Origin of the sequence: Ligilactobacillus sp. 110_WCHN, assembly GCF_030518115.1 — a bacterium.
GTDB classification, from domain to species: Bacteria; Bacillota; Bacilli; order Lactobacillales; family Lactobacillaceae; genus Ligilactobacillus; species Ligilactobacillus aviarius_C.
The window spans coordinates 1-17,393 of the sequence record NZ_JAULLI010000021.1 but is presented as its reverse complement, the minus strand read 5'-3'; the positions used below and the strand labels follow the sequence as shown (position 1 = coordinate 17,393).

Genomic DNA, 17,393 nt, shown 5'->3' with positions numbered 1-17,393 from the left:
CAAAAAAAGACCTAATCGGATAGACAGACGCAGTTAGATTTGGGAGTCAAGTCGCTTTTTTATTAATTCATTTTAAAAAATATTACTTGCTGAGTGCATGGTGGCATTGCTTACTAAATGGATCAATAAACGATAACGTGTTTAGAAAACAAAAATAACTGATAAGCTTGTGTCATTCATTGAATGAAAATTCAAGTATAAATATTTGTAGAAATTAAATTTCTATACTGTTTAAAATGTACTTATAAATTAATATTATGTTAACATTAATAATAAATTCAGAAATATAATTCGTTATATAAGATGACAGTTAACAGAATTGTTAAGCTGTTTTATTATATTTCAATTAAAATAAGCTTAATATAAGAAATAAACTATTACATGTAATTGTTATAAATAATACGAGTTAATTGCAATAAAATTCATAAATATTAGTTTTTATAATAAAAATATAACAATATGTGTGTTCGTTTAAAAAATTAATATTGATTAAAATTAATATTAGGTTTAAAATTGAATAAGTTTAAAAATGGAGATGTAAATTAGATTATGGCAAAGAAATTAATTTGTTCGCCTTTTGCTGGTGCAGGAGCAAGTTTTTATAAATCGTGGCAAAAATATTTTAGTGAACTGGATGTAATTGCTATTCAATTACCAGGAAGGGAGCAGCTTATAGATGAGAAACCATATGATTCTGTGGATTCTGCTGTATCGGAAATTATTAAAGGGTTAGTTAATGAAATAAGTAAAGAAGATGACATTTATTTTTGGGGACATTGTTTTTTAGGTGGAATATTATCTTTTGAAATAGCAAGGAAATTACAAAGCTTGGGATATGAAATAAAAAAATTGTTTTTAAGTGCTGCAGCATTTCCTTACAGCGATAGAACTTATTCACTATCGAACTGTCCAGACGATGAGATTATTGAAAAGATGGAAGAATTAACAGGATATACACATCCAGCATTTAACGTTCCAGAACTAAGAGAATTATTAATTCCAGCATTAAAAGCAGATTTTAGGATGGATGAAACTTATTATCCGAATGAAAAAAACATTAAAATTGATATTCCTATTGATGTTATTATTTCGAATCAAGATGAATTCGTATCTCAAGAAGATGTCTTAGCATGGGAAACAATCACTACAAATGAATTTTCAGTTCATAAAGTTAATGGACGTCATATGTATCTAAGCGAAAAACCCGAAACTTGTATTGAAATAATAAAAAATAATATTTAAATGGAGGTAATTTATGGAAAATTTAAAAGAGAAAGTAGTTTTAATTACAGGTGCAGGTCGAGGCATAGGTAAAGCATGTGCGATACTTGCAGCAAAAGAAAAGGCTAATTTGATTTTAACAGATATTGGTATGGATTTGGATGATGTCCCGTATCATCTGGCAAATAGACAGCAGCTTATTAATACTGTAAAAACATGTGAAAAGCATGGAGCTAATGTGATCTATGAATTTGGAGATGTTCAAAATACAAAAAATGTAAAAAAAGTTATTGAATCAGGAATTGATAGATTTGGGAAAATTGATGTCTTAGTGAATAATGCAGGAATTGGAGCGCCAGCGGGAAAGCTAACACATTTATATAGTGAAAATGAGTGGAATTCTATGATGAATATAAATGTTAATGGCTATTGGAGATATATCAAAGAGGTTATACCGTATATGATTAAACAAAATAAGGGAAGTATTATTAATATTTCATCAACTGCTGGTATCTTAGGATATAAGTATTTTTCAACTTATGTTACATCAAAACATGCAGTTATAGGTATGACCAAATCTGCAGCTTTAGATTATGCAAAATATAATATTAGGGTTAATGCTATTTGCCCGGGCCCAGTAGAAGATGATGATTCAGTTGATGGAAATATGACAAAAGTTGTGGCAGACTCTCTAGGATTATCTTTATCAGAGGAGGAACAAATAGATAAAGAATCTGTTGCATTGAATTCAGTTAATTCTCCGTTCGATGTGGCACAAATGGTAATATGGCTTGCTAGTGATAGTTCAAAAAAGGTAACAGGAGCATCAATGGTTATTGATGCAGGATATTCAATAAAATAAGGGAGAATGAATATGAGAAAAATAAGTAATGATATTAATTTGTCATCAACTCAAATGTTTAGTATGTGTTATACAAATCAGGAAAATATATCTAAAATTATTGAATATATAAAAAGATTAGGCAGTTTAAATTATTTTAATTGTTATATAAAAAGATGCAAATGTTTTGATGATTATCAAGAAAAAATCGAAATAGAAAAGAAAAGGACTATAGGTTTCTCAAAAGGGATAAGGATTACTTTATATACATACAAAAATAACAATGCATGTTTGATTTTAACTGCAAATAGTAAATCAGTTCCATTCTTACAGTTTAAAAAGATTTTCGATAAAATGATTTACCAAAAAGAACTCACTTTTGATAAAGTGCCTCATGAATATAATGCTACATATAGTAACAATCAAAATGCATTATATTCAAATGTTAATTTGGATGGATATAAGTATAACCTAAAGAAGATTAAAACATCTCTTATACAAACACTTCAATCGTATACATACAACAAGGATAAAAATGAAATTGAAAATTATATAAATCAGAATCTCGAAGTTGTTTCTACAAGTCTTGAAAAAAATTGTGATTACGATCCTTGTGTATTTCCCCGAAAAAAATTTGAAATAATTGTTTCAACAAAAGAAAATATCATAACAAAATTTACAATAAAAACGCTGTACGATTTTAAGGAAAAAGAGTGGATAGGATTTATTTCTTTATTTGAACAAATTTATAAAAGTTCAAAAGAGATAAGTAACGATAAAAATTGTATAGCAACATACATAAGTAAAAATATTAATTATAAAGAAAATTTGTCTAGTTATTGGGAACGCATAGTGTTAGAAAACAGCAGCAAAATTGCTGTTTCAGATACAAATACTAATTTTATTTTATCGTATAAAGAACTAGATAAACTTAGTGACACAATTGCAAATAATTTGATTAAAAACGGAGTGAAAGAATCGGATAAAGTGGTAATTTCAGTAACTCAAAATTCGTTTTTAATTCCAATTATTCTTGGAGTTGTAAAATGTGGAGCTACATATGTACCTGTAGATCCAAATTACCCATTAAAACGTATAAGCTATATTATTGATGATTCAAAAGCGCAGTTCGTCATAACAGATAGATGTTTGAATATAAAAGATTTAAACGTTTTAAAGGTAAAAAAATTAATTGATAAAAATACAATTTTTAAAAAATTAAACAATTATAGAATGAATAAAGCGAAATATATCATATACACATCTGGAACAACCGGAAAACCTAAAGGGGTTGAAGTCCCATTAAAAAATGTATTAAATTTAGTGCTTTCTGTACGAAATATAATTGAATTAAAATCTTCAGATGTTTGGTCAATGTTTCATTCTTACTCATTTGATTTTTCTGTTTGGGAAATGTGGGGATGTCTTTTAAATGGAGCTCATTTAGTTGTTATTTCTAGAGATATAGCTAAGTCTACATATGAATTTTATAATTGTTTAATCAAAAATCATGTTACGATTTTAAATCAAACTCCGTCTGCCTTTTTTATCTTGAATAAAATTGATAATGAATATAAAGAAAAACTTGATATTCGCTTAATAATCTTTGGTGGGGAAAAACTTAATGGTAATTATTTAACCAGTTGGTTTGAACGACATCCTTCATCATTATGTAAAGTGTTTAATATGTATGGAATAACTGAAACAACCGTGCATGCAACGTATAGGCAATTAACTAGAAAAAATATTTATTCGGATAGTATAGGAAAAGGTTTACCAGGATGGAATCTTTCGATACGTAAAGATAACGGGGCCCCTTGTTTATATGGTATGAAAGGAGAAATCTGGGTAAGTGGAGTAGGTATAACAAATGGTTATTTAAATTTAAAAAAGTTAAATAAAGAAAAATTTGTAAAAGAAGGAGATCATATTTGGTATAGAAGTGGAGACCTTGGTTTAATGCACCCCAATGGAGATATTGACTATTGCGGAAGGATTGATAATCAAGTAAAAATTAGGGGATATCGTATAGAGTTAAACGAAATATTAAATGCTATTGAGAATATTACAAACGTGGAAAGTGCATTTGTCACTGTGAAAAATGAAAATACAGATTTAAATAAAGAAATTATTGCATATTTTAAAGGCTATATTTCTAAAGATAAAATAAATCAGAACCTACAAAAGTTATTGCCAAGTTACATGATTCCCTCACAAATAATTAAAGTCAAAGAATTTCCTACGACTTTAAATGGAAAAATTGATAAGGAAAAATTATTAGAGAAAAATGATTTTTATAAAGAGAAAAAAGAGTCAAATAAATTTATTAGTATTTGGAGTAACGTACTAAAGAAAAATATTTCAGCAAATGATCATTTCTTTGATGTTGGAGGAAATTCGTTATTAGCAGTTGAATTACTGAGCACTTTACATCATTTGGGATATGAAAATATCAAATTAAAAGACATTTATGTTAACTCTTCGCCCGAGGAAATGGAGAAATTTATAAAGGAGAGTAAGTTCTAATGGATAGTAATGAAGGAAAACGATTAGGAATTTTTTATGATGTTGGATCTGCTTCTCCTCTCTCTATCTATGCAGCTTCAATTGATTTGTGTGAGATTGTTTTTGTAGTAAATAAACCTAACTTGTCCAAGTATGACATTAATCAGCTAGATATTTTATCAATTCAGAAAAATATAGAAGTGATAGATGTTGATGGTTTAAGTGAGCAAGAGATTTTCGAAGTTTTAAAAAAGGAAAAATTAAGTGGCATATTAACTTTTAGTGAATACCAAATGCAAAATGTTATTAAGTATTCAAATATGCTTGGGATGGATAACTTTGATTCAGTCAATGTAAATGAGGTTACAAATAAATATTTCCAAAGAAAAAAACTTAATAAACAAGGAGTAAGTAATATTCAATGTCAGTTAGTAGATAAACTAACTTTTGATATTAACAAATGGAATAAATATCCCGCAATCGTTAAACCTTGTAAAGGTGCAGGAAGTCTACTAGTAAATAAAGTTAATTCAAAAAAGGAACTAGAAGTGTTACTTATGTCTCTGGATAAAAACATCGAATTTTTTATTGAAGAGTATATTCCGGATAATATGAAAAATGAGAAAAATTTCTGTGGTAATTATGTATCTGTTGAAACAATACATTTAGATGGAAAATCTATCCAAATTTGTATTACAGGTAAATTTCCTCAGTTAAATAATTATTCTGAAACAGGAATGTTTTTACCTTTTGAAGCACCTGATGAACTAACACAAAAAATTTTAAAGTTAGAGAGTAATGCTATTAAAGCGTTGAATATTAAGAATGGAATAACACACACTGAAATTAAATTAGCAGTTAATGGACCGGAAATAATTGAAGTGAATTATCGATTAGGAGGATATGTACCAGAGTTAATCAAACGTTTAACGGGAATGGACATGGTTAAAATTGCTATGGAAAATATTTTAAAATTCCCACTACCATCCTTAAATAAAAGTTTTTTTAACAATAAAAAAACACAAAAAGTATTTCAATATTTTTTACATGCGCCAGAAGGAAAATTTAAAATTAAAAATATATGTGGATTAGAGGAAATAAAAGAGGCAAAAGGTGTTCAATTAGTACAATTAACGAAAAATATAGGGGATATTTTAGACTCATCAAAGGGTACGCAGAATCATTGTGGGATTGTTTACGGAAGCGCAGAAAATACTAAGGAAATGGAGAAAATAATAAATAACGTGAATAATCTCTTTCAATTAAAATTAAGTAAATTTGATTAGGGGCATAATTATGATAATGAGAGACGTCTTAAATGAAAATTTTATTAAATTTAAAGATAACATTGCAATTATTAGTGGTGATGAAAACTATACCTATGCGGAGATCGATAGACAGTCTGATGGTATAGCTAATTATTTAAGTAGTCAAGGAGTTCGTGAAGGAGAAAAAGTTATACTGGCTTTCAAAGAGAAGTTGGAATGTATTATTTCAATGATTTCGTTAATAAAGTTAAATGCCACTTATATTCCAGTAGATATAAGTAAGGGAACGCAATATTATAATGAAATACAAAAACAGGTTTCTTCTTCTATTACGTGTACAGATGATGAAAATATTAGTGGAATAAAAGTTAATAAAATCATTGATAGCCAAAGTGGGTTATTAAAAATAAAGAGTAAAAAGTGCCGTAACGATAAAGATTTCATTGCATATATTATGTTTACTTCAGGTACAACTGGGATACCTAAGGGAGTAAAAATATCACAGAAAAGTATTCTAAACCTTGTATTAAACCAAGACATCGTTAATTTTGATGATAAAACATGTTTTTTGCAAACTGGAGCGTTAACATTTGATGCAGCAACATTTGAAATTTGGGGTACACTTTTGCACGGTGGGACGTTGGTTTTAGCAGATACCAATAAGATAACAGATCACCATTATTTAAAACAAATGATTAATAAAAACAAAGTCAACTCATTGTGGCTTACATCACCTTTATTTAAAGGGATTTCTATTTTCCCAGAAACATTTGAAAATATTAAACAACTTATTGTTGGTGGAGATGAAGTTGATGTAGAAAGCGTAAATAGAATTGTCCAGAAAAATAAAAATATTTCTATATTTAATGGATATGGTCCAACTGAATGTACTACATTTTCAACAATGTATAGGGTAACTAAACCTGTTAATGATAAAAAGGTACCAATAGGAAAACCGTTGAATAATGTTAGCGTGTACATTGTTGATAATAACATGAAAGTTATAAACGAAGCTAATAAAATAGGCGAGTTATTTATTGGCGGCGACGGAGTTTCAGAAGGATATATAAATAACCCCGAGGAAAATATCAGAAGTTTTATAAAATTTGAAGATAATTTGGTTTATCGTACAGGAGATTTGGTAAAAAAAGACTTAAATGGAGATTTAATCTTTTGTGGCAGAAAAGATAGACAATTTAAAATACATGGTTTTAGGATCGAGTTATCTGATGTTGAAAATCGATTAAATCAGTTAGATTTTATTAATGACAGTGCGGTATTGTCTTTAGAAAACAATGGAGTGAAGTCTTTATATGCGTATGTTACGACAAGTAATCACTATACGGGTTCAAAGACACAACTTATTAAAGAAATTCGAAAGAAATTGCCACCATTTATCAACTTAACAAGTGTAATTATTTTGGACGAAATACCGCTTAATAAAAATGGAAAAAAAGATTACAAACAATTAAAACAAATGATCCAATCAAAGGTAAAAGATTTTAAAGATACTAACAATAATAAGTTAAAAGACATAGTAAAAAAGTATATTCCTAATTTCTCAGAAAATAAAGACGTTTCTTTTTTTAATTTAGGTGTTGATTCTTTAACTGCAATGTATATTGCAAACGATATTGAAAAAAATTATGACATCAATGTAACAGCAATAGATATTTTAATGAATCCGACTGTGAACGAGTTGAAAAAGTTAATTAAGAATAAAAGAAGAAATAAAAAGAATAATGTAGATTCAAACAATATAGAAAGAATAACGGATTATCAAAAGTCTTACTTTATAGACTATATCAATAATCCAAATTCTACTAAATACAATATACCTATTATATTTCAAATTGACACTAATTTAGACAATAACATAATTATTAACTCTCTAAAGAAGGTCGTTGAAAACATTACTCAGTTAAATCAGACATTTCAAATAAAGAATTCAAATGTTTTTGTTAAGAACAATACGGATTTTAGTGTTGAGATATTAAATGAAAAGTTAAATGTTGAAAGTCTCATTATTCCATTTAATTTAGAAAAAGGACCATTATATAGATTTAAAATTATATGTGATGGGGATAATAAATGGATTTTTATGGATTTTCACCACATTATTGTAGATGGTAAAGTTTTGGAAAACGTATTACAAGTATTTTTTAACCAATTGGAGAATAAAGAACAACAACTTATATCGAATAATAATCTGATAACAAACATTAATTTTGATACAGATGAGATTTTAAATTTTTGGCAGAATAAATTCAAAAATTTATCGTTAGGGAGATTGCCATATGATTTTGATAATGGAGAAAGTTTAACCAATAATATTTATAAATATCAACTATCAGAAAAAATAACCGATAATTTTTTAAATAAATGTAAAGATATGAGAATGACGCCGTTTGAAGGACTGTCTACAATATTTGGTATAACGCTTTCGATTATTAGTGGTGAGTCTACATCAATGTTTATGACACCTTATAGGGATGATTTTTATAATGATAATTTAAACATGAGAACAAAGACATTGTGGATTCGATCAGATTTTCTTTCAGACGAGTTTTTCTATAAATATGTGGAAAAATTAGTTAGAGAAATTAGAAATTCTGAGCAGAACGCGTATATCTCTTTTGAAAAACTGCATGAAATTATTGATGAAAAACAATTGAACAGTATGCCGTTAATTGCATATCATTCTTCGAAATTTATAAAATCAGATATGCTACAGCATAAAAAACTTCTTGTTAAACCTATATCTCCTAAAGATGGGATGGCTACGATTAATTTACAAATATATAGAAATGAAAACATATTAAATCTTGATTGTGAATATTTGTCTGGTTTATTTGAACAAGAAACTATTAAAAGTATCATTCAAATATTTATATCAGTATTGAATGCTTTTTGTAATGGAAATTGGAATCAAACCAATGAAGATTTTGTTTGTCATGAAATTTTAAAAGGAGGTTTATATTAATGCAAACAACTTTAGGTCAAAAGAAATTACTTGCAAAATTAATGCCAAAAGAAAACAAGTTTTGGAAAGAGTATTTAAGATACTTTAATCAAGTTATCTATTTAAATGATTATGCTAATGAGTCTAAAAGTAATGATTCCTTTCAACATCAGGTTTTATTAAATGATAGGATAGATGAACCTACATGTTTAGCAGCTGTTGCTGTTCTTATCTATATGTCTAATAATAATGAAGAAGATAAAATATTTCTTGAATATGTTGACAAAAATGGGAATAAATACCCATTAAGTATTAATATTTCCGTTGATAGCTTTTCTAAACTTAAAGATAATATATTAATTAACATTAATAAAATCCAAAAAAATTCTAAGTTTCCGTTTGACTTATATGTAAAAAACAAAAATTATACTACTGTAAGTTTTGCTAAAACATCAAACAAGAGTTTATTGACTTTTGAATTTGATTTAAAAAACAAATCATTAAATGTATATGGTAATAAGGGATTATATTTTGAAGAAAGTATAGTTCAAATATCCAAGAGAATTCAACAAATTATTCAACAAAGCAAACAGATTGATAATATTGAAAAGTTAAACTTGTTAACACATTCAGATATTTGTAAATATAAGGAATTAAACAATACAACTAACACTAATATTTCTATATTTAAAACCTTACCTGAGTTATTAGATGAAAAATTAGAACGTAATACCGGATCAATTTATTTTGATGGTAAAAAATATTCCGTTGAAGAATTAAATAGAAAATCTCAAAAAATTGCTGCATTTTTGGAAAACACTTCTGCAAATAAAATTGGGGTTTTTATGCAAAAATCATTTAATTATTTATGTGCAATTATTGGAATATTAAGATCTGGAAAATGCTATATTCCGCTAGATGTAGATTCTCCAATTGACAGAAATAATACGATTATAAAACAGTGTAATATGGATATGGTTATTTATGAAGACGAAAAAAAGATATCGTCTTTAACTATAGATGGAAAGATTAGTCTTGACAAAGCTGTTAAAAGTACATATAAGTATGAAAAAGTTCATATTGATTCTCAATCAATCGCATATATTATTTTTACTTCCGGATCGACTGGAATTCCAAAAGGAGTATGCATAAAGCAGGAAAGTGTTATTAATAGAATTCAATGGATGAGTAAGCAGTATAAAATTTCTCGGAAAGATGTTATTCTTCACAAAACGCCTATGACTTTTGACGTTTCAGTATGGGAATTACTTTTGTGGATTTTTTCAGATTCTCAACTTGTTATTTTACCTTCAAAAAAAGAGTCAGATCCGGAATTTATTTTGAACACAGTGAAAAATTATAAGGTCACTGTTATGCATTTTGTTCCTTCGATGTTAAATGTGTTTTTAGAATATTTAGAAAGTGCTAATATAGCTTTACCATCATTGAAATTTGTTTTCTGTAGTGGAGAAGCTCTTTTACCGTCTCATGTCAAAAAATTCTATAAGCAATTTACTAAAATTACGAGACTCGTCAATCTATATGGGCCAACAGAGGCTACAATTGATGCAACTTTCCATAATGTAAACGAAAATGAAAACCCTGTTGTTATTGGGAAACCAATAGATAATTATAGATTATACATTATTAATAAAAAAGAAGAGCTTTGTCCGGTAGGAATGATTGGTGAATTATGTATTGCTGGCTTGGGTGTTGCACAAGGATATGTAAACAATGTTGAAAAAACTAATAAATCCTTTAGATATATTCCTAGGATAGATAAAGAAAGTAATATATATTTCACTGGAGATTTAGCTAGATTAAGAAGCGACGGCAATATTGAGTATCATGGTAGAAACGATGATCAAGTAAAGATTAGAGGTATTAGAACAGAATTAGGAGAAATAGAAAAAGCCTTAAATAACATAAGTTATGTAGATCAATCCGTTATAGTTTCCAAAAAACTAAAAGACAATATTGTGCATCTTTATGGGTTTGTTGTTTTAAATAAAGAGATTAATAATCAGGATGTAAAAAGGGATTTAAAAAAGTATCTTCCAAATCATATGATTCCTGATTCTATATATAAAGTTTCTGAAATACCTTTAAAGTCTAATGGTAAAGTTGATAAAAATAAGCTATTAGAATTAACGCATAATGTAAATACAGGTAATAAAAAATTGGCTAAAACGGAAGAAGAAAAGATTTTAGTTAATATTTGGGAGAAAGTATTGAATGTTAAAGGAATAGGAATTAATGATAATTTCTTCTCGTTAGGTGGCAATTCAATCAATTTTGTTTCTGTTCTTGCAAAAGCTAAGAAAAAAGGGCTTAATTTCACTTCCCAACAATTGTTCAAATATCCAACTATAGAACAGTTATTAAAGCACAAGGGGGAAGTTGCATCTCTTATTAAAAATAATGATATAAAACCATTTTCAATGATTAAAGATGAAGATAAAGAAAAAGTCATAAAAAATGAAAATATTGAAGATGCCTATCCAATGTCGTACTTACAATCAGGATTAGTTTATCAGAGTATGACAATGACAGGCCAAAACAATTATCATGATATTGTTTCATATACCATAAATGGTAAATTAAATATTCCAGTTTTTAAAAAAGCAATTAAATTGTTGGTAGAATCTCAACCTATCTTTAGAACAAGTTATGATTTAACTAACTATTCAGAATACTTACAACTTGTTTATAAAAAAATAGATAGGTTACCTTTAAATATCTACGATTTACGCGGATTAAGCTCAAAAGAAGAAAAAGATAAAGCATATGATGAATGGTTCTGGAGAGAACAACATAGGGGGTTTGAATGGAGTAAGCCTGGACTTGTGCAGTTTCATATTCATTTATTAGATGATGATACGTATAAATATAGTATTAGTCAACATAATTCTGCTTTAGATGGTTGGAGTATGAACTTAGTGCATACTTTTTTGTTTAAGACATATTTTAGTTTGTTAAAAAATAAAAATATTACAGATAAGTTAGCAAATAATAACAATAATAGAAACTTTATTTACCTTGAAAAGAAAGCTATTGAATCATCAGACGAAAATAAGTTTTGGAAACAATATTTGGTAAATATGCCTTCAGGAAAACTATTAAGGTCAAGAGAGGAAAAAGTTCACCGTGGAAATGAGGTTATATTTGAGGATATTCCATTACCTGAAGGTCTATCCGATAAAATTATCGATTTAGCCAATAACTTAGGTATTCCTGTAAAAGATGTGCTATTGGCCTCCCATATTAAATTTATTTCTTTGTTAACTCAGAATAGTGATGTATTTACTGGTTATGAAATTGGCGGAAGGCCTGAGCTTCAAGATGCAGATAAAGCATTAGGAGTATTTCTTAATACAATGCCATTTAGAATTAATATTGAAAATTGCAAAACATGGGAAGAACTTATTAAGAAAGTCTATAAAACTGAGGGGGAGGTACTACCACATAGGAGATATCCAATGGCTAAGATTATGCAAGATAATTCCAAAAAGGGTAAACTTTTTGAAAGTGTATTTAATTTTACGCATTTTTATTCCTTAAAAGAATTAAGAAAATTGGAAGGGTTTGAATTAATTGATGTGCGTGCTGCAGCAATTACTGAATTCCCGTTACGAGTTGAATATTCTAGACATTTTTACACTGATGAAATTGAATTAAGTTTACATTATCATACATCTGAATATTCACTTAATGATATAAAATTCTTTGGAAATATTTTAATTAGTATATTAGAAAAAATGGTTAATCAATCTAAAGAATCACCTAAGGTATTAGACGAAACAATAAAAACCTTAAAAAAAGATTACTATTTTACTGTTAAAAAAGACAAAGTTAAATTTGATGAAGAGGATATAAACAGTTCAACCTCTAATAAAAATTTAACACTAGTTAAACAGGTATGGAGTAAGGTTTTAGAAATTCCTTGTTCAAAAATCAAAGATTCTGATGATTTTTTTGATATTGGTGGTAATTCTCTTTTATTAATTAAAGTGTCAGCCTTATTGGGTAATCGAGTTACCTTAAAACAACTAATGAAGAATTCGACTGCAAAATTGTTGGCTAAGGAGTTAGATGGTGAAACCGTTAGTAAAGAGAAACTTGATCAACATAATTTAATTCAATGCTTAAGTAAAAATACTGAATGTACTAATAATGTTTTATTTATACCATACGCTGGAGGAAATGCTGTTAACTTTTTAAAAATTGCTCGTGAATTCGAAAATAATTATTCTAATGTTGCGATACATGCAGTCGAATTTCCTGGCCATGATCCCAACCTTTCAAATGAAAAGTTACTTTCATTTGAAGAAATGGTAAATCATATTGTAGATGAAATAAAATATAAATTTAAAAATAAAAATTTATATATATGGGGACATTGTATTGGCTCTGCTTTAGCTATTAAAATAACTGACAGATTATTAAAAAATGAAAATATTTGTATTAAAAGACTTTATATTGCAGGTAAATTGCTAACAAATAAAGATGATATAAACAATACTATCGAGAATGCTAGAAATTTAAAGTTTAATGATATATCTGATCTGTATGCTCAATGGAATGAGACTAGCATTACATCTAAATATCCTAAAGAATTTCGAAACAATCTTGTTAAAGCTTTTAAAAACGATTCAATCGAATTAAATAAATATCTTTATAAATTATCTTCATGTAAAGAAAGTTTGATCAAACAGGTCCCAACAAAGGTCGTTATTGCTCAAGACGATACATTAACTACGAATTATCAAAAAGAGTGGAAAAATTGGGGGAAAGTAGTTCAACAAATTACACTTAAAACAATAAGCCAGGGAGGTCATTATTTTAACCAAAGCGTTCCTAATGAGGTTTATAAAATCATTCAAAACGATATCAATATTGATTAGAAACAGGAGAGAAATCTTATGGATAAGAATTTAAACTTAGCTGTGGCACAAGTTTCATCAATTGACGGTGATATAGAAAATAATATTAGTAAAGCCATTTCTATAATAAAACATTTTTCAAAAAGGGCCGATATAATTGTTTTTCCTGAAAAGTTTATAACCGGATATATTCCAGAAAAAATTAGTTATAATAAGCAAAAATACTGTCTAAGTGAAAAAGATTCTCGACTTATACCGTTAACAAATATATGCAAGCAAACCAAGACTAATATCATTATTGGTTCACCGTTATTAAAAAATAATGAAATTTACAATTCAGTATTTATTATTAATAACCAAGGAAAAATCAAGGGTACATATGATAAAATGTTTCTTTTCGATTCCGAGAAGAATATTTACCATAGAGGAGAAAAATTTAAGATTTTAAACTATAAAGGTTGGCGTATAGGAATTGGGATATGTTATGATGCAGGATTCCCTGAGCATTCAAGAATTTTGGCAGAGTTGGGATGTGATGTTTATGTTGTCAGTGGATTATTTAGTACAGGAACAGGCTATAGGGAGTTAAGTACTTGGTTCCCTGCGCGTGCTTTAGATAATGGAATGTTTAGTGCTTTATCAAATTACTATGGTCAAACAGGGGAATGGGATTCATGTGGTTTTAGTGGAATTTGGTCACCATGGGGAGAAAAGATTAATTCATCTAAGTTTACTGGTGAAACGGTAATTTGTGAAGAATTAAATTATGGGTTAATTTCTGATGCGAAGAAAAGTGAAAAGATGGTTACAGATATTCAACAATATCATGAAATCAATTCAATAAATTCCACTTTTATTAATTTAGAGGAGTAAATAAACTTGAGCGATAATAAATGGATTAGGTATATAAACAATAATCATGAATCATCAAAGAGAATAATTGTATTCCCGCATGCAGGAGGTTCTGCCAATTATTATACTGAATTATTGAATAACAATATTAATGCTGAATGTATAGGCATTCAATATCCTGGAAGACAAGACAGAATTTTTGAAGATAATTTAGACAGTATAGAAGCACTATCTACCAATATATATAAAGAGTTATTGAAACTGGAAAAAAAAGAAACAGTTTTTTTCGGACATAGTATGGGTGCTTTAGTCGCATTTGAGTTAATTAAAAAATTTTATAATGATATTCAGTTTGTAAAATTGTTAATCTTGTCATCTAGTTGCCCTAATTATTACGATGATAAGATTGATTCCACTAAAGATTTATTTAAATATCTATACGAATTAGGTGGAACCGAAAAAGAAGCGCTTCTTTGTCATAGGCAACAATTGGAAGATTTGGTTTTGCCTACAATAAAAAATGACCTTTTAATTTCTAAAAAATATAAGTTAAAAAAACAGAGTTGTAAAATTTCTATCCCAATACAAGTATTCGTGGGGAATACAGATTATGATGTTAAGAATCATTGTCAACATTGGAGAAAATATACAACTCATTACTTAGGGGAAAAGTACTTTAAGGGTGGTCATTTTTACTTTTTAAATAATAAAAAAGTATTTCAAGACGAGCTAAACCAACTTTTAAATGAATTATGATATATGCAGTTAATATTGATAATGTAAAGTTTGACGAACTTTCTAGTTTTTTTGACAGATTGTCCTCAACTAATAGAAAAAAGGTAAATAATTTAATTAATGAAAAAGATAAAATAAGAACTGCTTTAGGAGAATTGTTAGTTAAGTATTTACTTGTGAATATTAAAAAAATGGACATTGGTCAAATTAAATTAAATTTTACAGAGTATGGGAAACCATTTATCGATGAAAAAAATATTTATTTTAATATCTCACATTCTGGAGGTTATGTTGTTTGTGTTATTAATGATTCAAAAATAGGAATAGATATTGAAAAAGTTAAAAGTATAGATTTCAAAGTTATATCCAAAACATATTTTTCAAATGAAGAAAATAGTATTATATCAAAATATAAAGGTAAAAAACAACTATATTATTTTTATCTTTTATGGACTCTTCGGGAAAGTTATCTTAAATTGGATGGAAGAGGGTTAAATTTGATAGACCAGATCTCCTTTTCAAATATCAATGATGATTATCAATTATTAATAAATGGGGAACTTAATTCTAGATATAAGTTTTTTTCATTATACTTTGATAACTATGTCTGTTCGGTCTGCTCATCACAAAAACAAAGTTATGATTTAAAGATCATAGATATAAAAAATATTTTGAATTTCTATTCTTTAATATGAAAGGGATGACCTTGATGATAAATTTACTTAAAAGAAATAAAAATTTGCGTTTATTTTTATTGATTGATATTATTTCTTCATTTTCTATTGGAATGATTAATACAGGTGCATCATGGTTTGTTATACAGGAAACCAAGTCTAATGAGTGTTTATCGTTATTTATGGTATCAAATGTTGTTGCAACTCTTCTCTTGACAACATTATCAGGTAAAATAGTTGATAGTATTTCCAGAAAAAAAGTAATTATATCTTCACTTTTTGTTAGATCAGTAATTTTTGGAACTGCTGCTTTATTTTTTATAAAATTTAGCTTTAGTTTTCCTTTAATATGTTTAGTAAGTGCTGTTTTTGGCGTTGGATGGTTATTTTATTATTCAGCCTCGAGAAGTTACTTACAAAGTGCGGTATTGGAAAGCAATTTTGGAATAGTAAATTCGTTTTTAGAAATAACTTTGCAAGTTGGAATGTTTGTTTCTGGAGGATTAACTGGATACCTCTTAAAATTTATTAGTTTTCCCAGTATTTTGCTTATAGGCTCATTATTATTATTATTATTGAGTCTATTAGGATTAAAATTACAATCAATTAATACTGCATTTAAAAATACTACTGGCAAGGCTTACAATGTTAAGTTTTCTGATGTAATATCTTTGCTAAGAAATAAACGAATTATAATTGTAATCTCTATTTTATGTATGGTTCCTTTATTTATAGTTCAAATATATAATGCAACAATGCCTGGATATATATTAAATGTTTTACGTGCAACTAGTTCAGATTATGGATTAACCGACATGGTTTATGGTATTGGAGGAATGATTGCTGGCATACTTTGTAATAATTTAATGAAGAAAAATACATTTAAAAAATTGATTATATGTTTTTATACTACGATGTTTTTTAGCTTTTTGAGTATAATTCTATTTAGAGAGAAAATTATTTTGTTTATTTGTGCATTTGCGATTGGCTTATCAAACTCAGCTGGAAGGATCTTTACTAACACTCAATTAATGATTCTCGTAAAAAATAAGTTTATGGGTAGAATTAATTCTTTGATTTCTGGACTGACCCAAGTATTTAATTTGCTCCTAACGATTTCTATTGGGTACTTTAATGACAAATATGGTGAAACATTCAGTTTCATTATAATAGATTTGATAATTTTAATGGCAATAATTTTAACTATATTAAATAGTTTCGTAGAAAAGATGGAAAATTGACATTGTTTTTCAATAGACAAGGAGTATTCTGAAGTATTAAAATCGTAAGATTTGGTTATTGGTATCTTTTAATATTATCGGATGTCTTTGCTTGTAAACTATTTGATAGCGCACGATTAGTTAAACAAACAAGCATAAATAGTTATTACTGATTATTGAATGTAGCGAATCGTCTAGTGGAAGTAAACTCTCTGCTAGATGTTTTTTTACT

General features: G+C 27.7%; 10 protein-coding genes. All 10 read left to right on the top strand.

Features of this window, described 5'->3' with window-relative positions:
• Positions 1–549 precede the first annotated feature (549 nt).
• From Q3C15_RS07225 to Q3C15_RS07180, 10 genes are read left to right on the top strand one after another with little or no spacing between them, the layout of a single operon-like run.
• Positions 550–1,242: a thioesterase II family protein gene (locus Q3C15_RS07225; protein ID WP_289555037.1), complete on the top strand. Its 693-nt coding sequence runs from the start codon at positions 550–552 to the stop codon at positions 1,240–1,242.
• A 13-nt stretch (positions 1,243–1,255) separates the two neighbouring features.
• Positions 1,256–2,083, top strand: coding sequence for an SDR family NAD(P)-dependent oxidoreductase (locus tag Q3C15_RS07220; RefSeq protein WP_289555036.1), 828 nt, complete (start codon positions 1,256–1,258; stop codon positions 2,081–2,083).
• Between the two features lie 12 nt (positions 2,084–2,095).
• The gene (locus Q3C15_RS07215; RefSeq protein ID WP_289555035.1) at positions 2,096–4,588 is read left to right on the top strand and encodes a non-ribosomal peptide synthetase; all 2,493 of its coding nucleotides are present in this window, start codon (positions 2,096–2,098) and stop codon (positions 4,586–4,588) included.
• Positions 4,588–5,853, top strand: coding sequence for an ATP-grasp domain-containing protein (locus Q3C15_RS07210; RefSeq protein WP_289555034.1), 1,266 nt, complete (start codon positions 4,588–4,590; stop codon positions 5,851–5,853). Before Q3C15_RS07215 ends, Q3C15_RS07210 begins: the two co-directional genes overlap by 1 nt.
• Positions 5,854–5,863: 10 nt before the next feature.
• On the top strand, positions 5,864–8,818 hold the full coding sequence (locus tag Q3C15_RS07205; RefSeq protein ID WP_302704788.1) for an AMP-binding protein: 2,955 nt from the start codon (positions 5,864–5,866) through the stop codon (positions 8,816–8,818).
• Complete coding sequence (locus Q3C15_RS07200; protein WP_289555032.1) at positions 8,818–13,701, top strand: non-ribosomal peptide synthetase; 4,884 nt, start codon at positions 8,818–8,820, stop codon at positions 13,699–13,701. Before Q3C15_RS07205 ends, Q3C15_RS07200 begins: the two co-directional genes overlap by 1 nt.
• Positions 13,702–13,719: 18 nt before the next feature.
• Positions 13,720–14,553 carry a carbon-nitrogen hydrolase family protein gene (locus tag Q3C15_RS07195; RefSeq protein WP_289555031.1) on the top strand — a complete coding sequence of 278 codons (834 nt, stop codon included), beginning with the start codon at positions 13,720–13,722 and terminating at the stop codon, positions 14,551–14,553.
• A 6-nt stretch (positions 14,554–14,559) separates the two neighbouring features.
• On the top strand, positions 14,560–15,288 hold the full coding sequence (locus tag Q3C15_RS07190; RefSeq protein WP_302704787.1) for a thioesterase II family protein: 729 nt from the start codon (positions 14,560–14,562) through the stop codon (positions 15,286–15,288).
• Positions 15,285–15,962: a 4'-phosphopantetheinyl transferase superfamily protein gene (locus tag Q3C15_RS07185; protein WP_289555029.1), complete on the top strand. Its 678-nt coding sequence runs from the start codon at positions 15,285–15,287 to the stop codon at positions 15,960–15,962. Before Q3C15_RS07190 ends, Q3C15_RS07185 begins: the two co-directional genes overlap by 4 nt.
• A gap of 14 nt (positions 15,963–15,976) precedes the next feature.
• Positions 15,977–17,182 carry an MFS transporter gene (locus tag Q3C15_RS07180; RefSeq protein ID WP_289555028.1) on the top strand — a complete coding sequence of 402 codons (1,206 nt, stop codon included), beginning with the start codon at positions 15,977–15,979 and terminating at the stop codon, positions 17,180–17,182.
• Positions 17,183–17,393 lie beyond the last annotated feature (211 nt).